Origin of the sequence: Mesorhizobium sp. WSM4906 (assembly GCF_029674625.1) — a bacterium.
Classification (GTDB): Bacteria; Pseudomonadota; Alphaproteobacteria; order Rhizobiales; family Rhizobiaceae; genus Mesorhizobium.
Window position 1 is genome coordinate 4,561,387 of record NZ_CP121355.1, and the last position, 18,562, is coordinate 4,579,948.

The 18,562-nt window shown below is 63.1% G+C and carries 16 protein-coding genes; 9 read left to right on the top strand and 7 right to left on the bottom strand.

Annotated features, from left to right (window positions below; translation table 11 throughout):
• The first annotated feature begins 27 nt into the window (after nt 1–27).
• Together argC and QAZ22_RS21915 are read left to right on the top strand one after the other, a co-directional pair.
• The gene (gene argC, locus QAZ22_RS21910) at nt 28–960 is read left to right on the top strand and encodes an N-acetyl-gamma-glutamyl-phosphate reductase (protein WP_278202778.1); all 933 of its coding nucleotides are present in this window, start codon (nt 28–30) and stop codon (nt 958–960) included.
• A gap of 6 nt (nt 961–966) precedes the next feature.
• Nucleotides 967–1,800 carry an aminoglycoside phosphotransferase family protein gene (locus QAZ22_RS21915; RefSeq protein WP_278202779.1) on the top strand — a complete coding sequence of 278 codons (834 nt, stop codon included), beginning with the start codon at nt 967–969 and terminating at the stop codon, nt 1,798–1,800.
• On the opposite strand, the gene QAZ22_RS21920 is transcribed toward QAZ22_RS21915, so the two are convergent.
• Complete coding sequence (locus tag QAZ22_RS21920) at nt 1,790–2,881, bottom strand: COX15/CtaA family protein (protein WP_278202780.1); 1,092 nt, start codon at nt 2,879–2,881, stop codon at nt 1,790–1,792. The genes QAZ22_RS21915 and QAZ22_RS21920 overlap by 11 nt on opposite strands.
• 152 nt (nt 2,882–3,033) lie before the next feature.
• Between QAZ22_RS21920 and QAZ22_RS21925 the strand changes: the two genes are divergently transcribed.
• Nucleotides 3,034–3,249: a DUF2842 domain-containing protein gene (locus QAZ22_RS21925; protein ID WP_278202781.1), complete on the top strand. Its 216-nt coding sequence runs from the start codon at nt 3,034–3,036 to the stop codon at nt 3,247–3,249.
• Between the two features lie 64 nt (nt 3,250–3,313).
• Here QAZ22_RS21925 and QAZ22_RS21930 read toward each other — a convergent pair whose 3' ends face one another.
• Nucleotides 3,314–4,372: a polysaccharide deacetylase family protein gene (locus tag QAZ22_RS21930; protein WP_278202782.1), complete on the bottom strand. Its 1,059-nt coding sequence runs from the start codon at nt 4,370–4,372 to the stop codon at nt 3,314–3,316.
• A gap of 90 nt (nt 4,373–4,462) precedes the next feature.
• On the opposite strand from QAZ22_RS21930, the gene QAZ22_RS21935 reads away from it, so the two are divergent.
• Together QAZ22_RS21935 and QAZ22_RS21940 are read left to right on the top strand one after the other, a co-directional pair.
• Nucleotides 4,463–5,689 (top strand): GNAT family N-acetyltransferase, encoded by a 1,227-nt coding sequence (locus QAZ22_RS21935; protein WP_278202783.1) that lies wholly within the window; start codon nt 4,463–4,465, stop codon nt 5,687–5,689.
• Nucleotides 5,690–5,783: 94 nt separating this feature from the next.
• Nucleotides 5,784–6,020, top strand: a complete 237-nt coding sequence (locus tag QAZ22_RS21940) for a hypothetical protein (RefSeq protein WP_278077701.1) — start codon at nt 5,784–5,786, stop codon at nt 6,018–6,020.
• Nucleotides 6,021–6,114: 94 nt separating this feature from the next.
• Here the strand turns inward: QAZ22_RS21940 and QAZ22_RS21945 are convergent, their stop codons facing one another.
• The gene (locus QAZ22_RS21945) at nt 6,115–6,549 is read right to left on the bottom strand and encodes a peptidylprolyl isomerase (protein ID WP_278202784.1); all 435 of its coding nucleotides are present in this window, start codon (nt 6,547–6,549) and stop codon (nt 6,115–6,117) included.
• Between the two features lie 302 nt (nt 6,550–6,851).
• The gene (locus QAZ22_RS21950) at nt 6,852–9,038 is read right to left on the bottom strand and encodes an exopolysaccharide transport family protein (RefSeq protein ID WP_278202785.1); all 2,187 of its coding nucleotides are present in this window, start codon (nt 9,036–9,038) and stop codon (nt 6,852–6,854) included.
• Nucleotides 9,039–9,302: 264 nt separating this feature from the next.
• Between QAZ22_RS21950 and QAZ22_RS21955 the strand changes: the two genes are divergently transcribed.
• The 4 genes from QAZ22_RS21955 (at nt 9,303) to QAZ22_RS21970 (ending at nt 14,010) form a co-directional block, all read left to right on the top strand.
• The gene (locus tag QAZ22_RS21955; protein ID WP_278202786.1) at nt 9,303–9,866 is read left to right on the top strand and encodes a polysaccharide biosynthesis/export family protein; all 564 of its coding nucleotides are present in this window, start codon (nt 9,303–9,305) and stop codon (nt 9,864–9,866) included.
• 8 nt (nt 9,867–9,874) lie between these two features.
• On the top strand, nt 9,875–11,002 hold the full coding sequence (locus tag QAZ22_RS21960; protein ID WP_278202787.1) for a glycosyltransferase: 1,128 nt from the start codon (nt 9,875–9,877) through the stop codon (nt 11,000–11,002).
• A 138-nt stretch (nt 11,003–11,140) separates the two neighbouring features.
• Nucleotides 11,141–12,676, top strand: a complete 1,536-nt coding sequence (locus tag QAZ22_RS21965; RefSeq protein WP_278202788.1) for an undecaprenyl-phosphate glucose phosphotransferase — start codon at nt 11,141–11,143, stop codon at nt 12,674–12,676.
• Between the two features lie 65 nt (nt 12,677–12,741).
• Nucleotides 12,742–14,010, top strand: coding sequence for an O-antigen ligase family protein (locus QAZ22_RS21970; RefSeq protein ID WP_278207904.1), 1,269 nt, complete (start codon nt 12,742–12,744; stop codon nt 14,008–14,010).
• Here the strand turns inward: QAZ22_RS21970 and QAZ22_RS21975 are convergent.
• From QAZ22_RS21975 to QAZ22_RS21985, 3 genes are all read right to left on the bottom strand, one after another.
• Entirely contained in the window at nt 14,002–15,768 is a 1,767-nt protein-coding gene (locus tag QAZ22_RS21975) for a tetratricopeptide repeat protein (RefSeq protein ID WP_278202789.1), read from the bottom strand. The genes QAZ22_RS21970 and QAZ22_RS21975 overlap by 9 nt on opposite strands.
• 262 nt (nt 15,769–16,030) lie before the next feature.
• Nucleotides 16,031–16,873: a hypothetical protein gene (locus tag QAZ22_RS21980; protein ID WP_278202790.1), complete on the bottom strand. Its 843-nt coding sequence runs from the start codon at nt 16,871–16,873 to the stop codon at nt 16,031–16,033.
• Nucleotides 16,874–17,139: 266 nt separating this feature from the next.
• Nucleotides 17,140–18,555 (bottom strand): hypothetical protein, encoded by a 1,416-nt coding sequence (locus tag QAZ22_RS21985; protein ID WP_278202791.1) that lies wholly within the window; start codon nt 18,553–18,555, stop codon nt 17,140–17,142.
• Between the last annotated feature and the right edge of the window lie 7 nt (nt 18,556–18,562).

Sequence of the window (18,562 nt, forward strand, 5' to 3'; positions counted from 1 at the left end):
TTGAAATTGCAAGGAATTTGGTAACCGATGAAACCGAAAATCTTCATTGACGGCGAGCATGGCACGACAGGCCTGCAGATCAGGGCGCTGCTGGCCGACCGCGGCGACCTGGAGATCATCTCCATTCCCGCCGAGCGCCGCAAGGAAGCTGCGGCCAGGGCCGAATTCCTCAACGCCGCCGATGTCGCCATCCTCTGCCTGCCGGATGCCGCGGCCAAGGAGAGCGTGTCGCTGATCGAGAACGGCACGACAAAGGTCATCGACGCCTCGACCGCGCATCGCGTGGCCGAGGGCTGGGAATATGGCTTTGCCGAAATGGACAAGGATCAGGCGAAGAAGATCGCCAACGCAAAGCGCGTCGCCAACCCCGGCTGCTGGCCGCAAGGTCCAATCGCGACGCTGCGGCCGCTGGTTTCGGCCGGCCTGCTGCCCGCCGATTTCCCGGTCACCGTCAACGGCATTTCCGGCTATTCCGGCGGCGGCCGCCCGATGATCGAGGACTATGTCGGCAAGGGCGAGGATGCGCCCGAGTTCCTGCCCTATGGCCTGACGCTGCAGCATAAGCATGTGCCGGAGCTCAGGACCTACGCAAAACTGTCGCACGATCCGATCATGCAGCCGGCGGTCGGCAATTTCGCGCAAGGCATGATCACGGTGGTGCCGCTGCAGCTCGGCGGCCTCGATCGCGTGCCGACGGGCGCCGAGCTTCATGCGGCGATCGCCGACCACTACGCCTCGATCAATGGCGGCGTGGTCGAGGTCGCCCCCTTCACGCATATGGAGCGCCTGCCGGAGATCGACCCGGAGGTCTATAACGGCACCAACCGGATGAAGGTCTATGTGTTCGCCAATGACGAGCGGGCGCAGGCGCTGCTGCTCGCCGTCTACGACAATCTCGGCAAGGGTGCCTCGGGCGCTGCCGTGCAGAACCTGGACCTGATGCTCGGCATCGCGCACTGAGCGACGATGCAGGCGCTGCCTGAGCGCTGGAAGGTCAGTGCGCCCGAGCTCGTTGCCGAGACGTTCTCCAGCCGCATCTGGAAGGTGACGTGCGAGGACGGTTCGCCGGCGATCGTCAAGGACCTGAAGCCGTTCGACGACGTTGCGGACGAGCTGCGCGGCGAGCATTTCCTGGCCTGGCGGCGCGGCGAAGGCGCCGTGCGCCTGCTCGGCCGTGACGGGCACCGAATGCTGCTCGAATATGCCGGCGACCGGCTGCTCTCGCAGCATCTCGCCGAGCATGGCGACGATGCCGCGACAGCGATCGCGACCGAGGTGATGGCGAAGCTCCACTCGCCTTCGAAGGATGCTCCGCCGCCGGACCTGCAGCCGCTGCGCGAAAGATATGTCAGCCTGTTTCGGGCGGCCAAAGCCGATCGCGATGCCGGCCAGAACACGCTTTACATGGAAGCGGCGGCAACCGCCGAGCGGCTGCTTGCCGAGCCGCATGACGTCAGGCCGCTGCATGGCGACCTGCATCACGACAATATCCTGTTCGGGCCGCGCGGCTGGCTGGCGATCGACCCGAAGGGCGTGCTCGGCGACCCCGGCTTCGATGCGGCGAACATGTTCTACAATCCGCTCGATCGCAACGATCTTTGCCTCGATCCCCGCCAGATCGCGCATATGGCCGAGGTGTTTGGGAAAACGCTCGGCCAGCCGCCACGCGCCATCCTCGACCACGCGATCGCCTATGGCTGCCTGTCGGCCGCCTGGCACCGCGAGGACGGCAATGCAGTCGATGAAAATCGCGAGCTGTCGATCGCCGAGGCGATCCGGAAGGTTCGCCTCAGCCCCTGACGGCGATCTCGGTCGGCAGCGGATAAGCGCCCTTGGTGCCGCGCCAATGTGCGGCGGCAAAGCCGAGCACGATCAAGGCAAAGCCCTGGTGGGTCAGCGCCATGTGCAGCGGCACTTGCATCAAGAGCGTGCCGATGCCGATCGAGGCCTGCAGCAGCACCAGCAGGAGCAACAGCGTGGCGCGGCGGGCATGGGTGGTGCCCGGCTGGCGCCGCCACGTGGCGATCATGTGCCAGAGCGCCACCACAAAGAGTGTATAGGCGCCGAGCCGGTGCACGAACTGCACCGTCTTCGGATTCTCGAAGAAGTTCAGCCAGGCGGGTTTCAACAGGAGGAGATCGGACGGGATCACCTTGCCGTCCATCAGCGGCCAAGTGTTGTAGGAGAGGCCGGCATGGAGGCCGGCAACCAAGCCGCCGAGATAGATCTGGATCAGCGCCAGGAGCACGATCACGCCGGCGAGCCGCTGCGTAGAACGGTCGGCGGCCGGCTCCGAGTGCGGTGCAAGGCCCCGCGCGACGACCATGGTGGCGGTGAAGATCATGGCGGCGATCGTCAGGTGCGTCGCCAGCCGATACTGGCTGACCGAGACGCGGTCGACCAGACCCGAAGCCACCATCCACCAGCCGATGGCGCCTTGCAGGCCGCCGAGCAGAAGGATGCCGGCCAGTTTCGGGCCGAGGCCGCGCTCGATGCGGCGAGTCGCCCAGAAGAACAGGAGCGGCAAGGCAAAGACGACGCCGACGCTGCGCGCGAGGATGCGGTGCACCCATTCCCACCAGAAGATCGACTTGAAGGCCTCGATGCTCATGCCCTTGTTGAGCTCGGCATATTGCGGGATCTGCTGGTAGCGCTGGAACTCTTCCAGCCACTCGGCATCGTTGAGCGGCGGAATCACGCCGTGGATCGGCCGCCATTCGGTGATCGACAGGCCGGAACCGGTAAGCCGGGTGGCGCCGCCGACCAGCACCAGCGCCACCAGCACGAGCAGCACGAAATACAGCCAGCCGCGCACCAGCGCCCGGTTGTGGAGATCGCGGTCGCGGGCGGCGTATGGGGCCGTGGCGGTGATGGCAGCCATGGGACTTTTCCCGGCGGTTGAAACGCGCGATTGGTGGACCATGACCGCCCCGCTGGCAAGACCGGACAGCGCGGCACGCCGTCGCGCTGGCTGGAGACGGTTGCGCGAGCCTTCCGTTCGGCCTAAGCGAGGCGGGTCAACGGGACCGCGACATGCCCATTCGCCTGAAAAAGCTGATCGGAACCATCCTGCTGGTAGCGCTGGTCATCATCTATGCGCTGATCGCCTCGGCCATCGCGGTCACCAGGCTCGCCGAATATGGTTCGACGGCGCACTTCCTGTTCTTCCTGCTCAGCGGCCTGCTCTGGGTGCTGCCGGCGATGGGCATCATCAAATGGCTGATCATCGAGCCGCCTCAGAAGAGCTGAGACGAGCCTTCTTTGGTGGTCGCAATTCCGGACGGAAAACCGCCGCACACTTTCCAGGAATTGCTCAGATGGTGACGACCATCCTGCCGGCGTTGGCGAGCGGCGTCGTCACACCCGACAGCATCGTGCGGATATGGGCGAGGCTCTGGTAGCGGCCGTTGACGGAGATGCGCGGTAGCGCATGCAGGAAACCGGCATGTTCGGCTCTGAGCACGCCGTGCCGGGTCGTCACCGCCGAGACATAGCCGGCGTCGCGGGCAAAACCCACCTCGCGGCAACCGACCGCGCGGGCATAGCCGTAGGGGTAAGCGAAATGGCGCGGCTCCTGCCCGAGTCTTTCCTTGAGGATGCGGCGGACGTCACCGATCTCGCGGCGCGCGTCCGCTTCGGACAGCCGCTTGAGGTTGCGGTGGTTGACGGTATGAGCGCCGATCGTCACCAGCGGGTGCTCGGCCATCGCGCGTATCTCGTCCCAATTCATCAGCGTTGCGGAGCGAACCGTGCCAAGCTCGACGCCGTTCGAGCGCGCCAATTCGCGCAGCGCGGTGCCCTGCTCTTCTTCGGGGACTTCAAGCGTCAACCAGGCATTCAGGCGCGCGACGGTCTGAATCTTTCGGCCGGGTGTCGAGCAATCGATGACCGAGGATCCTCTCGTCGTCTTCAGCGTCAGGTGTGAGCTGGTGTCGACGATGTCCTCGACGACGTCCCACCACAGGTCGACGGCACCGTCGATCAGGCCTGGCGCGACATAGATGGCGATCGGCGCACCATGCTTCTCCAGCACCGGCAGCGCCTCGGTCATGTTGTCGCGATAGGCGTCGTCGGCAGTGATGGTGGCGAACTGGCCGTGTCTGCCGCCCGCCTCGATGCGCGCGATCGCTTCGTCCAGACCGACGAAGGCATAGCCCCTTCCCTTCATGTCGGCGATCAGCTTGTCGAGGAAGGCAGGGGCGATGTTCAGATGACGGTTGACGCTGTTCGGTTTCTCCGGTGTCGCTGTCACGCGATGCAGCATCAGGATGGCGCCGATGCCGCCGACAAACGGCTTCGCCAGCGGTGCGAGGCCGGTATAGCGGGCAACGTTCAACGCCAGTTTCCGGATCGCCTCGCCCCCGTCGATCATTCCTTCACCTTTTCCGCCTAGGCTCATCCCAGCACGACACGCGCCTATGCGAACCCCAGGTTGCAACCAATACGTCTTAAGGATTGAGGGATGGTTGACGCCGCCGCGTCATTTGACGGCAATCGGGTCGCAGCCAACGAAGCGCCGGCGCGCGCGCCTGCCTCGAGCCGGGACCGGTTGACGACAGCGGTGGGCGCCGGGCTCGCGGACTATGCGGAATTCTGTGCTTCGGCGCTGTTTGCCCCGGCGCAGAGCGCATCCTGGGTGCGCAACTGGGCGACCGAAACCAAATCCGACATGGTCGTCGCCACGTTGAACATCGATGACCGGCCGGCGTTTTCACTAGCGCTGGAAGTCATGCGAAACGGTCCCTTCCGTGTCGCTCGTTTCGCCGGCGGACGTCACGCCAACGGCAATTTCCCCGCCGCCTACCCGCGGCTGCTGCCAAGCATCGACAGCCCGGCGATCCGTTCGCTGTTCTCGGCAATCGCCAAAGCGCGGCCGGACATCGACCTCGTTTCGCTCGAACGCCTGCTGCCCGATCTCGACGGCGCCGCGAACCCGCTCGCCGCACTGCCCAATTTTGCGAGCCCGAACCTTGCGCTGGCGGTCGATCTCGACGGCGGTTTCGATGCGCTGCTTGCCCGCGCGAGCGGCAAGCGCAAGCGCAAGAAGCACCGCTCGCAGACGCGCAAGTTCGAAGCCATCGGCAGTTTCCGCCGTATCGAGGCGCGGAGCCGCGAGGAGGTCGACAGGCTGCTCGGCGCCTTCTTCGATATGAAGGAAGCGCGCTTCGCCAAGATGGGCATCGCCAACGTCTTCGGCGATGAAGGCGTGCGCGCCTTTTTCCAGGCGCTGTTTGCCGATGCGCTTGCCGAGGAAAGGCCGTCCTTCCTGCTGCATGGGCTGGAGGTGGCGGGGAAACTCCGCGCCGTCACCGGCTCCAGCCGCTCGGGCAAGCGCCTGATCTGCGAGTTCGGCGCGATCGCCGAGGACGATCTCGCCTCCACCAGTCCCGGCGACTTCCTTTTCTTCGACAACATCCAGGAAGCCTGCGAGCTCGGTTTCGACGTCTATGATTTCTCGGTCGGCGACGAGCCTTACAAGCGGCTCTGGTGCGACATCGAGGTCCGGCATCTCGAAGTGCTTGCGCCGCTGACGCTGAAGGGCCGGGCGCTGGCGACCGGGCTGCGGCAAGGCTCGCGGGCGAAGGCCTTCATCAAGAACAATCCGACGGTCTGGAAACTGACCAAGATGCTGCGCCGGAGGGTTGCCGGACAAGCGGCGGCACCTGCCGCGTCCGAGGACGACAGCTAGCTCTGGAGAGAACCGCACAATCGCCGTCGAGCCCCTGGTCGATGCGGAACCTATCGAGTGCCGAGAGGTTTTCGCACTCAGAAGGAGAACGGCCATGGCTAAATGCGATCAGTGCGGCAATGACTACGACAAGGCGTTCCTAGTGAGCCTGGGCGGGCAAACCTACACGTTTGACAGCTTCGAGTGTGCGGTCCAGAAACTTGCGCCGACCTGCCCTCATTGCAAGGTACGGATCATGGGGCATGGCGTCGAGCAGGGCGATATCATCTATTGCTGCGCGCATTGCGCCGGGCAGGAAGGCGCCAATGATCTGACCGATCGCGCGCCGTGAGGTTCGCGATCGCTTTGCCACCTTCCACGGGAGGGCGGACGCTTTCCCAGGTAGCGTTCTAAACCGCGATCCTGGGCAGTCGTTCAGGCGCTGATTACGCCGCCTGAACGATCTCGACCAGTTCAACGTCGAACACCAGGTCCTTTCCGGCCAGCGGATGATTGCCGTCGAGCTTGACGCTGGCGTCGTCCACGCCGACGACCGTCACTTGCATGGGGCGCCCTTCAGGGGTGCGGGCCTGCAATTGAGTGCCAATATCGACGTTGACGTTTTCCGGCACGCTGGCGCGGTCGATGGTTACGACCGCTTCGGGGCGATGAGGGCCATAGGCGGCGTCGGCGGGAACGGTGACGGTGCTTTTCGCGCCGACTGCCATGCCCTCGACATGGGTCTCAAGACCGGGAATCACCTGTCCCTCGCCCAATGTGAATTGCAGCGGCTCACCACCGGAAGAATCGAATTGGGTGCCGTCGACCAGACGTCCGGTATAGTTGATGCGTACAGTGTCGCCATTCTTGGCCTGTGTCATAGCAGCTATCCTTTTGGGAGTTTTTGGGGGACCGGCCTAGGGTTCACGGTCCCGCACTCGATCATCCACGCACGAAGCGCGTGGCGCGAAACGTTAAAACTAGGTGCCCTGCCGCCGATGTAAAGTGCTGGTGCCGCCGAGAAATGCCCCGGTTCGGCGTTTTGCCTAGGGACTAGCGTGCCTGACGCAGGCTGAACCATGCTCGGTTTGTCGCGGTCCTGGCCTCTTTTCCCGGCGGCTCGCGGTGATTCTTAGCAAGCGTTGCGACGGAAGTGCGTTACCAGGTCGACTGTCGCTCAGCCCTATGCAGCCGAGCGACGTCCAGGCAGCGGATTTCCCGGCTCGCGGCCGGCCGGGGTCACAAGCGTGACATCCGGGTAGCCGTTCTCGATCAGCTTCACCGCCGCCTGCGTCACCTCGTCGTCGGCTTCGAGCATCGACAGGAAGACTTCCGTGCCGTCACCGACGAGGCGGCTGATGCCATGCGCATCGGCCGGACCGCATTCGACGACGACGAGGTCGTAGGCAGTGGTCAGCGACTGCATGATGATCGGCAGCCGGTCGGCGGCGCGCATGGCGCGGACCGGGTCGGCGGTGCCGACCGGAATGACATGAGCGTCCGAATAGAGATCGGGATGGATGACATCGCTGAACTGCGCTTCGGAGGCCAGAAGATTGGTGATGCCGGGGAAAAGCCCGCTGTCCAGCATCGGCCGCGATGCCGCGCCCGAAGCGGTGAGATCGAGCAGCAGCACGCGCAGGCCGGCGTCGGAGACCTCTCGCGCCACCAGGACGGCGGTAGCGGCCGCCTCGTCGCCCTCCGGGGAGACGAAGATGGCGCGCGCGGCGCCCGAGGCGATGAGCTTTTCCGCCGCCTTGTCGACATCGATCTCGCCCAGCCTGGACCGCCACGACCGGGGTGCTTCCGGCGGGGCCGGCTCGGCAGCCGGTTCCTCGATGGCCGCAGCCCGCCTGACCCGGTCGTCGGCCGCCGAATCCTCGCCAGCTTCGTCCTCGGCTTCAGGAATCACCGGCTCGGGACGCGCCGCCGGCATCGCCACCTGCTCGATCGGCTCGAATCTCGCGCCGGCGGCCGGGCGCATGGCACGGCCGGAGAACAATTCCCTCAGAAGCGTGCCGATCGCCATCAGCAGCAGCGACGCGGCCGCCGCGGCGCCGGTAATCGGACCGATCTTCGGGAAATAGGGTTCCGCCGGCACCTGCGCTTTCGACAGCAGGCGGGCATCCACAGGCAGATAGTTGCGGTCGGCGCGCGAGGCTGCCTCGCGGTAGCTCGCCATATAGGATTCGAGCTGCTGACGCTGGGCGTTCGCGTCACGCTGCAGCGCATCGAGTTGCACCTGCTGTTCGCCCGCGCGGGCCGAAGCGGCCTTTAGCTGGTTGACCTCCTGGAGGAGCTGGTCCTCGCGAGCCTTGGCCGTCTGCGCCTGGGTCGCCAATCCCTTGAGAATCTTCTGCGCCTCGTTGCGAATCTGGCCGTCGAGATCGGCAAGTTGCGACTTCAGCGCCCGGATGCGCGGATGGTTGTCCAGCAGCGTGGTCGACAGGTCGGCGATGTTGGTCCTCAGTTCCACCTGCCGCTCGAGCAGGCGCTGGATCAATTCGGAAGACAGAACTTCCGGCACGCTGTCGAGCGTGCCGCCATTCTGAAGCGCCTTGCGCACGCTGTCGGCGGTCGCCTCGGCGGCGGCGCGATTGGCGCGCACCCGCGACAGCTCCGTCGACAGTTCAGAGAGCTGCTGAGTCGCCAGCACCGAATTGTTCCCGCCCATCAGGAGGTCCGATTGTGCGCGGTAGGCGGCAACCTTGGCTTCGGCCTCCTTCACCCGATTCTGCAGATCGGTGATTTCCGGACCGAGAAAGCCGGTGGCGGCGGTGTTCGATTCCTTTTTCGCATTGCCCTTGGAGGCAAGATAGGCTTGGGCGACGGCGTCCGCGACCCGCGCCGCAAGCTTTGGGTCCTTCGAGGAGAACTCGACTGCAATAACGCGCGTCTTTTCAATGCTGTAGACGTTGAGCTTATCGTGCATTGCCTTGAGCACGCGCTCTTCCGGCGGAATGTCGAAAGGATCGCTCTTCAAGCCGACAAGGACGAGAGCGCGACTCAGCGCCGACATATTCAGCGCTTCGTCGAATTCGGGCAGCTTCTCCAGATCGAGGTCCGTCGCCACCTTCTTGAGGATATCGGGCGACGATATGATCTGGACCTCCGTGGCCACCGCCTCCTCGTCGGTTGCCGGCTTGTCGTCATTGGTTGCGCCGGCCGGACGCGTGAAGACCGACTCGCGCGGTCCGATCTCCAGCTTGGCGGTCGCTTTGTAATACGGCGTGGCCAGCCAGGCGAAGGCAAACGCCAGCCCGGTGACCACGAGCGTGACGAGAACAATACGCAGCCAGTTCCTCGCCAAACTGGCGAAGAGCTGCCTCAGATCGACATCGACATCTGCGGCCGCGGACTGAACAGACATGCATCCTGCTCCGGAACTTTGAGTCGAGGATGGACCGTAAACAACTATGGTAACTCACCCGTTAAGATCGGAACGCATGCTTATTAGAAGACACTCAAAGAACATTGGGCGAAGGCAATAGAACAATTGGGTTTTTTGCCGGCAGTCACCGCTTCCGGCTACCGTCCTTTACCGGCCATTAACCCTAACAGGATGATAACGGGCGCACTTCCTGGGGTTGGCCGCAGCACTGGCGGCGAGAGCGACGAAGGTTCGTGTCCGATCATGAAAAGCACTGCTTATCTCTTTCGCGCCATGCTTGCCTTGTCGCTGCTTGCCGGCTGCTCCAGCTACCGCCCGACGCCCGCCGCCTTCCATGAAGTGCTCGACCAGCCCTATAGACTCGGCGCCGGCGACCGCATTCGCGTCACCGTGTTCGAGCAGGACGGGCTAACCAACACCTACAGCGTCGATCAGTCAGGCTACATCTCCTTCCCGCTCGTCGGCGCCGTGCCGGCGCGCGGCCACACTGCCCAGCAGCTGGAAAAGGAAATCGCCGACAAATTGCGCCAGGGCTATCTGCGCGATCCCGACGTCTCGGTCGAGATCGATCGCTACCGGCCGATCTTCGTCATGGGCGAAGTCGGAGCAGCGGGGCAGTATTCCTATGTGCCGGGTCTCACCGTGCAGAAGGCGATCGCGATCGCCGGAGGCTTTACGCCGCGCGCCAACCAGGAAAGTGTCGACATCACCCGCGATATCAACGGCAAGGTCATGACCGGCAGGGTGCAGACTTCCGACCCGCTCCTGCCAGGCGACACCGTCTACGTCCGCGAACGCCTGTTCTGAAAATCAACGTGGCGGCTCACCTCCGCATCGTCCACTGCTTTCGCTCACCTGTCGGGGGAATCTTCCGGCATGTGCGCGACCTGACCGAGGCGCAGGTCGCCGCCGGCCATTCCGTGGGCATCGTCTGCGATTCGACCACTGGCGGCGACTATGAGGAGCGGCTGTTCGACGCGATGAGGGAGAGCCTGGCGCTCGGCATCCATCGCACGCCGATGCAGCGTCACATCGGGCCGGGCGACATCGCCGCGGCCTGGCGCACATATGGAATCATCAAGGAATTGCGGCCGGACGTGCTGCACGGGCACGGCGCCAAGGGTGGCGCCTATGCCCGTCTGTTCGGCTCACTGTTGCGGGTTTCAAGGTATCGCGTGGCCCGCCTTTATTCGCCGCATGGCGGCTCGCTCCACTATGACGAAACGACGGCCACCGGAAAGCTGTTCTTCGCGCTGGAGCGCTTCATGGCACGCTTCACCGACTGCCTGCTGTTCGTTTCCGACTATGAGCGAAAAACCTATCGCCGGAAGGTCGGCGAGCCGCCCATCCCCAACAGGCTGGTCTATAACGGCCTGCGCGCCGTCGAATTCGAGCCGGTGGCACCGGTTGATGCCGCCGATCTCCTCTACATCGGCATGATGCGCGACCTCAAAGGCCCGGACATTTTCATCGACGCGCTGGCGCTGGCGGGCAGCGAGATGGGCCGCCCGCTGAGCGCGGTGATGGTCGGCGACGGCGACGACCTGCCGCGCTACCATGCCCAGGCGGAACGGCTTGGACTGAAGAACCAAGTCCGTTTCCTGCCGCCGATGGCGGCGAGAGAAGCCTTCGCGCTGGCCGGGCTGATCGTCGTGCCGTCGCGTGCGGAAGCAATGCCCTACATCGTGCTCGAGGCGCTGGCCGCTGGCATGCCGATGATAGCAACCGCGGTCGGCGGCATACCGGAAATCTTCGGCGAAGGCTCCCCTGCCCTGATACGGCCGGATGCCGGCCAGCTCTCCGACAAGCTCAGAACGGCTCTCGACGATCCCGGCGCCTACCGCAAGCTGATGCCGCAGGGCGGTGAGCTCAAGGCGCGGTTTGGCGCCGACGTGATGGCGGCCGAGATCGAGAAGGCCTATTTCGTAGCGCTAAAACTTTAGAATTCACTAATTCACCAACGCACGTGAGAAGACCGTCAGTCCTCACAAGCAACAACACGCATTCAAAACCATCGGTTGTTTCAAGGCTTTCTTAGCTCTCTTTTGCTATTCACTCGCGCATAGCTCGCGGACAATTCCATGAACGAGATCGATCCCGCGCACCGCTTTTCCATGGACGCGGTGCGCAAATTCGACGGCCCGGCCGAGGGCCAGGCGCCCGGCGGCATCAATGACGTCGCGCGCCAGGTCGCCTCGCAGTACCGGCGCGATACGATGTCGCCGATCATGGTCAGCGGCGTGCTGCGCATGGTCGAGTTCGCGGTGCTGTTCCTGTCGGGGCTCAGCCTCTATTTCTACTTTGTCGGCTTCTTCAACTATCTCGCCTGGCAATATCCGCTGTCGATCGCGGCAGCCTCGTTCCTGGCCGTAGTGCTGCTCGACGTCACCGACAGCTACCAGATCGCGGCGCTGATGCGCCCTCTCGCCAATTTCGGCCGCGTGCTGCTCGTCTGGGCCGGCACCTTCGCGCTGATGGCGCTCACCGCCTTCGCCATGAAAGCCTCGGAGGACTATTCGCGCCTGCTGTTCGGCAGTTGGTTCGTGGTCGGCTTCGTGCTGATCTTCGGGCTCAGGCTGGTGATGTCCAGGCTGATCAGGCGCTGGGCGCGCGACGGGCGCATGGAGCGCCGCGCCGTCATCGTCGGCGGCGGCAAGTCGGCCGAATCGCTGATCCGTTCGGTCGAGAAGCAGCCCTACAACGACATCCGCATCTGCGGGATCTTCGACGACCGTGGCGACAAGCGCTCGCCGCCCATCGTCGCCGGTTACCCGAAGCTCGGCACCATCTCCGAACTGATCGAGTTCGCCCGCATCGCCCGCATCGACATGCTGATCGTGTCGCTGCCGCTGACCGCCGAGTCGCGCGTGCTGCAGCTTCTGAAGAAGCTTTGGGTGCTGCCGGTCGACATCCGGCTCTCGGCGCATTCCAACGCGCTGCAGTTCCGGCCGCGCGCCTATTCCTACATCGGCTCGGTGCCGATGCTCGACATCTTCGACAAGCCGATCAACGACTGGGATTCGGTCGCCAAGCGCAGCTTCGACATCGTCTTCTCGCTCGTCGGCATCCTCCTCTTCTCGCCGGTGATGCTTGCCACCGCGATCGCCATCAAGCTCGACAGCAAGGGGCCGGTTCTGTTCAAGCAGAAGCGGCACGGCTTCAACAACGAGGTGATCGAGGTCTACAAGTTCCGCTCGATGTATGCCGACAGGTCGGACCCGACCGCCAAGCAGACGGTGACCAAGAACGATCCGCGCGTCACCCGCGTCGGCCGCTTCATCCGCAAGACCTCGATCGACGAGCTGCCGCAGTTCTTCAACTCGCTGCTCGGCTCGCTGTCGCTGGTCGGGCCGCGCCCGCATGCGATCGCCGCCCAGTCGCACAACCTGCTCTACAATGAGGTGGTCGATGGCTATTTCGCCCGCCACAAGGTCAAGCCCGGCGTCACCGGCTGGGCGCAGATCAACGGCTGGCGCGGCGAGATGGATACCAATGAAAAGATCCGCATGCGCACCGAGTACGATCTCTACTACATCGAGAATTGGTCGATGCTGTTCGACCTGCGCATCCTGTTCCTGACGCCGATCCGCCTGCTCAACACGGAAAACGCCTATTGAGCGCCGTCGCGCATGAGGTGCCGGCGTCGGCGGTCAACCCGTTGCCGCCTTCCGCGGTCAACCAGTTGCCGCCTCGCGCGGCCAACCAGTTGCCGCCTTCCACGGTCAACGCCAAGCTTATCGCGCTGATCTCATCGGCAGCGATCGTCGTCGGCATCCTGCTTTCCGGCTTCGTCATCAGCGAGCCGGCGCCTTACGAGCTCTACATGGCCGGGCTGATCGCCGTCTGGGCGCTGTTCGGCCTGAGAATATCGCGGGCTATCTTGCCGCTGCTGGTGCTGCTGGTGGCGATGAACATCGGCGGCATGATGGCGATGACGCAGATGGCGGATCTCGCCAACACGCCGCTCTATCTCGCCGTCTCGCTGTTCCTGGCCTTCAGCGCGGTCTTCTTCGCCTCGGTGACGTCGGTCCAGCCGGACCTCTACCGGCTGATCTTCATCGCCTATGTGGTCTCGGCCGTCGCGACGTCGCTGCTCGGCATCGCCGGCTATTTCCATGCCTTCCCTGGCGCGGAGATGTTCACCAAATACGACCGCGCTGCCGGCGCCTTCCAGGACCCGAACGTGTTCGGGCCGTTCCTGGTGTTGCCCGGCACCTATCTGCTCTATCTGCTTTTGACCGGTCCGGTGTCGCGCATGCCGCTGCTGGCGGTGCCGTTGCTGATCATCGCTGTCGGCATCTTCTTCTCCTTCTCGCGCGGCGCCTGGGGCATGTTCGCGGTGTCGGCGGTCCTGCTCACCGCTTGCCTGTTCCTGCAGAGCGCCAGCGGCATGTTCCGGCTACGGCTGGTGGTGATGACGATCGGAGCCGTCGCGCTGCTGGTCATCGCCATCCTCGTCATCCTGCAGCTGCCCGGCGTGTCGGACATGTTCACGCAGCGCGCGCATCTCGAGCAGAGCTATGATACCGCGCGGCTCGGCCGCTTCGCCCGCTACACGATCGGCTTCCAGATGGCGCTGGAGCATCCGTTCGGCATCGGGCCGCTGGTGTTCGGCACGATCTATGGCGAGGACACGCACGACATCTGGCTGAAGGCGCTGATGGATTATGGCTGGCTGGGCTTCGTCTCGTTCCTGACGCTGACGTTGTGGACGATCGGGGCCGGTTTCCGCATTCTGCTGCGCGACCGGCCATGGCAGCCTTACCTGCTTTGCGCCTATGTCGCCTATCTCGGCAATATCGGCCTCGGCACCTTCATCGACATCGACCACTGGCGCCATCTCTATCTGCTGCTCGGGCTGATCTGGGGCGCGATCGCGCTCGAGTACCGGCATCAGAAGCAATTGCGGCTGGCGCGAGCGCCCGTCGCGGCTGCGGCCGCGCTACTTTAAGCCGGCCTTGCGCAAACCATCGACAAGCAGTTCAGTATCCTCAGGATATTTGTGCGGGGGCACCTTGCGCCACTGCTCGGTGGTGAAGTTGGGGTGCACCTTCAACAGCGCATGGGCATGCATCTCGGCCTCTCTTGTGTTGCCGAGATGGGCATGGCTCGCCGCCATGAGCCGATGGCCCTCTGAGCCATCCCGCATCTTTTGCAGTGTCTCTATCGTTTTTTCATATTCGCCCAGCTGAAAATAGGCATCGCCAAGATACCAGAGATAAGCGTCGGGATAGTAGGGATTGAGACGCATCGCCCGTTCCAGCAGCTTCACGGAGCGCTCCGCCTGCCTGACATAAACAAGGCAGTCACCCATCTCGGCCAGCAGATCGGCGTCGTTGGGATTGAGTTGCAGGGCGCGTTCGTAGGCGGCGATCGCCGGATCGTGCTGCTTCTTGTAGAGGTGGGCCAAACCCATCTCGGAGTAACCGCGCGCATCCAGGTCGTCATGCTGGACGGCCAGATTCGCCAGGTTCAACGCCTCGTTCAGCGCAGCTTCCGGATCCTTGGTCCACGCATAACGCCACTCGACATTGAACGTCCGCGACAGGGCGGCATAGCTGCGGGCGTAGCCAGGATCGAGATTGCGCGCCTGCTCGTAGAGGCGCCTGGCATGCCAATTGCTCTCCGGGCGGAAGCGGAAGCTGAGATCCTGTCCGCGCAAGATCATGCCGTAGGCGTGAATATTGGGATGGTTATGCGCCATCAGCCGCCGCTTCTCGGCCATGTCGATCTGTATGGCCAGCCGCGACGCGGTCGTGGCCGTAACGTCGTCCTGGAAGGCGAAGACGTCCTCGATGCTGCCGTCGTAGCGTTCCGACCAGATCGTGTGCTCGGTTTGCGCTTCGATCAGGTCCATTGCAACCCGAAGACGGTTGCCTGCCCGGCGCAGGCTGCCCGAGAGGAGATAGCGAACGCCCAATTGATTGGCGATCTCGCGCAGTGATTGCGTCTGCGCGACAACGGCAATCGTCGAGTGCCGCGCGATCACCATCAGGTTGCGGAATCGGCACAGATTGGAAATGAGGTCCGCCACGACACCCTGGCACAAATGAAAATCCGCCGGGTCGCCCGAAACGTTCTCGAGCGGCAGGACTGCCAGCGAACTCTCCGGCACGAAACGCTCGGGCGCAGGGGCGAAGAGCAGCGGCGGTGTTGCGGACTCGGAATGCGACAATTCGAAATCGACGGCGAAGACCTCGACTTCCTCGGCAATGTTCTTCAGCTTTTGCTTGCCCAGCGACCGGAACGAGCACTCCGGGTCATCGCGAACAAATTGGCGAACGGATTCGGCGATGCAAATGCCGCGCGGCGCCGCCAGCGATTGGATCCGGGCGGCCAAATTGATGCCGTGGCCATAGATGGTGCCGTCGCTGGCGATCGTGTCTCCAACCGTAATTCCAATCCGGTAGGTGATGGGATCGTCGGCGCCCGACCATACCGCCTCGTTGGACAGCTCCCGCTGCATCTCGACCGCGAAATGCAATGCCTGGGTTGCGCTGGGGAACAGCACCACCAGGCCGTCGCCGGCTGTGTCGACAATTGAACCGCCATAGTCGCCGGCCAGGCCGCGTATCAAGTTAAGCGATCGGGTCAGGCGGACAACCGTCCCTGCCTCGTCCTGATCCATCAGGCGACTGTAGCCGTGCACGTCCGCGTAGACGATCGCCGATAGCTTTCGACTAAGCATCTCGTATCGGCTGATGGCCATGGCTTCCCTTGTCCGCGCTCGCAACGCAAATCAATGCACCATATAGCACGCAGATACTGCGCACTGCAGCACGGAAAGAATGGCACATTAGGTCGTGCTCAAGGGAGTGTTGCCGGGACCAAGGAGGGACGCCCGGAATATGCCGCGCCCCGGTCATCCGCTCAGCGCGACAGGGGCGGCTCAGTTCCGTATCGCCGCCCCCAAGCCCCGTCACCAATCCCGGCACGATGCCGGCATACGCCAAACCCGCATTCCATGCGGGTCAGTCGCTGTTGCCGCCGCCGCGGGCGCTCATGCCACGCGCGCTCATCCCCCTCGCGCTCATGCCGCGCGCGCTCATCCCCCTTGCGCTCATCCCGCGCGCGCTCATGCCGGCGCTATCCATGCCTCCTGGTCCGCCGCCGAGCGTCGCGGCAAGCAGCACATCCTCGAACATACCTGTCTCGACATCCATGCGGACGGTGTAGTCGGCCTTGTCGTAGGACCAGACTCGCAGGCCATCGGCGAAGTCGAAGTCGGCTGCCGCGAGGCCCGTCAGTCCGGTCGGACTGGGTGAGCGGGCGGCACTGAACGTGCCGAGATCCTCCGCCACGAGCTCCCCATCCCCGTGCACCAGAAATATTATAGGCCTTGGGAGGTCGTAGTAGCTTCCCTCGAAACTGAAGCCATATATCCTTGCAAACCTGCCGTTTTCCAACTGATCTTCAAGCAGCCTGTTCTTCCCGCTTCGGTTTCCCGCGCCCGGGCGGCGCCCGATGAATTCGAACCCGCTCTCAAGCTTCATGAAATAACCGACAAAGCTATCCCCGCCGGTCACCTGGATTATTGCACCGGTAGGCGTGTCATCCTTGGTCCACGCACTGTCTGCGCCGCCTACCGTATAAACCCCAATCTGATCCAAAACCTTTTGTTTCCAGACGACAACCTTGTTCTTATTTGCCACACGCAGGCCATTCACGACCTTATTGCCAGTCAACGCTGGCACATGCTTCGCCGTCGCTACCTGCGCCACGATCGGATTCAGAAGTGGGTTCACCACCTGCAAATCGATCACAAAATGCCCGAATAGATTTATACCCGACACGCTAAGAAGGCTCTCTACCATTGCCGCTACCCTCCGGTTTCTGGATCATTTGTCTAACGTGTTAAATAGTATGATTTTGTCATCAGGCAGCCTTTTGGCCTCGGCTTTGTCTCTCAGCTACTTCCAACTCATGCGTCACAACATAAACACGGTCGCTTTCGCGCCATAATACACTTATGACCCTACCCCGTTTTTTAGATATGTTATTTACATGATCCTGCAGTAGTTCGATGCTATCCATGATTTCCGTTACGACGTATTGCATAAGATGTTCCTCCTCATCTCACTCAAAGAACGCCAGCCCTGCTTCTGGTCAGGGCGCTTCGCGTTCCCACATGTCTCGCGATACGCAGGTGCCGTGCACAACAAGCGCCATGACGGGCCGGGACGAATACCCTCGGCAAACCGAAGTGGCTTTTCGGCCCGAAAGGCTTGATTTTGGGGCCGGCACTCACAAAGCCGATCGCCCTGCGATTGAGATTGACGTCGATGATGGTGCGCCAGCGCCCGCCGGTCATCATCCTGTCGACGGTGCGCAACGTGTTCCCGACCTCGGCATAGCTGAGACCGTCTGGCGACAGCCGACGCCAGGTTTCGGCAAGAAGCATGCCGAGCTCGTCGCGCGAAGCGACCAATGCCTCGCGAAATGCCCAGGGTGACGCAGCATAGGCTTCATCGAACATCGGCTGGATGACGCGGAAATAGTCGGGGCTGTCCTCCAGCCTGTCGGACAGATCTTCCTGGTCGTGGGTGATCAGGCCGCGGGCGACCAGCTCTTCGTGAAAGAGGTCGACGAAAATGTCGAACATCGCACCGGTGAGCGGTTGGGCGAGAGCATGCTCGTCGCTCCAGCCCTGGACGAAATCCAGCATCGACAGCGGGTTGGCGGCGAGCCTGATCTGGCTGTTACTGGATAGCTCGGCGATGCGGTTGACGAGATTGTGCGTGTAAAGATTGCCGTGGCTCGCTTGCAACAACTCGTCCACCACGGAATCGAAATGCAGGGCCGCGACGAGCGCAGCAAGGTCGGCAGAGGATTCGTGAAAACCGTAATATTCCGCGCTGGCCGTCCCGGGGTCGGGCACGCCGATGATGGAATAGATGACGCAGTGGCCGACCTCGTGGGCGACAACGTCGAAGTTGAGCGTGAACGGCTCGACCTGGCCATCCGGCGTCTCGTGTATGCCGACCTCCAGAAAACCGTAACCCATGAAGGCGTTTTCGTGCAGATTGCGCTGTATCACCAGTTCCAGCCGATCGTGGTCGCGCTGGAAATGCCAGGTGATGGGATGGCCGAAATACTTCTCCCACACGTCCAGGGTGAAACGCACCGAGCCAAACAGATGCGCAGCCTCGAATGTCGGATCGTCCGGGCCGATGTGATCGAAATGCCCGTCGACATCGGGAAACGCCGGAGGAAAGACATCGCCGCGCCAAGGCGGCATTAAATAGAGCGGGTCACCGCGGACATTTTCCGCCAGGCCGTAGGCAAACGCCTTGCCAATGGGGTCGACGACATACATGCGCCTGTCACCGGGGCCTGGGCCAACCGACCCCGCAGGCGACGACACGTGCACGATTTCGGACCGGTGGAAAGACTTAAGGAACGGCGCTTGGGCAAACAGCCGGAAGCGCGTTCCATTCTCGAATACAGAGTCTTCCCCTCCAGATGTCACGATTGCCCCCCGTACGGACAAAGGCATTCAGGTC

Excerpts from the sequence above, each read along its gene's own strand:
- argC (WP_278202778.1), top strand. The coding sequence starts at position 28 with ATGAAACCGAAAATCTTCATTGACGGCGAGCATGGCACGACAGGCCTG.
- QAZ22_RS21915 (WP_278202779.1), top strand. The coding sequence starts at position 967 with ATGCAGGCGCTGCCTGAGCGCTGGAAGGTCAGTGCGCCCGAGCTCGTT.
- QAZ22_RS21920 (WP_278202780.1), bottom strand. The coding sequence starts at position 2,881 with ATGGCTGCCATCACCGCCACGGCCCCATACGCCGCCCGCGACCGCGAT.
- QAZ22_RS21925 (WP_278202781.1), top strand. The coding sequence starts at position 3,034 with ATGCCCATTCGCCTGAAAAAGCTGATCGGAACCATCCTGCTGGTAGCG.
- QAZ22_RS21930 (WP_278202782.1), bottom strand. The coding sequence starts at position 4,372 with ATGATCGACGGGGGCGAGGCGATCCGGAAACTGGCGTTGAACGTTGCC.
- QAZ22_RS21935 (WP_278202783.1), top strand. The coding sequence starts at position 4,463 with ATGGTTGACGCCGCCGCGTCATTTGACGGCAATCGGGTCGCAGCCAAC.
- QAZ22_RS21940 (WP_278077701.1), top strand. The coding sequence starts at position 5,784 with ATGGCTAAATGCGATCAGTGCGGCAATGACTACGACAAGGCGTTCCTA.
- QAZ22_RS21945 (WP_278202784.1), bottom strand. The coding sequence starts at position 6,549 with ATGACACAGGCCAAGAATGGCGACACTGTACGCATCAACTATACCGGA.
- QAZ22_RS21950 (WP_278202785.1), bottom strand. The coding sequence starts at position 9,038 with ATGTCTGTTCAGTCCGCGGCCGCAGATGTCGATGTCGATCTGAGGCAG.
- QAZ22_RS21955 (WP_278202786.1), top strand. The coding sequence starts at position 9,303 with ATGAAAAGCACTGCTTATCTCTTTCGCGCCATGCTTGCCTTGTCGCTG.
- QAZ22_RS21965 (WP_278202788.1), top strand. The coding sequence starts at position 11,141 with ATGAACGAGATCGATCCCGCGCACCGCTTTTCCATGGACGCGGTGCGC.
- QAZ22_RS21975 (WP_278202789.1), bottom strand. The coding sequence starts at position 15,768 with ATGGCCATCAGCCGATACGAGATGCTTAGTCGAAAGCTATCGGCGATC.
- QAZ22_RS21980 (WP_278202790.1), bottom strand. The coding sequence starts at position 16,873 with ATGGTAGAGAGCCTTCTTAGCGTGTCGGGTATAAATCTATTCGGGCAT.
- QAZ22_RS21985 (WP_278202791.1), bottom strand. The coding sequence starts at position 18,555 with ATGCCTTTGTCCGTACGGGGGGCAATCGTGACATCTGGAGGGGAAGAC.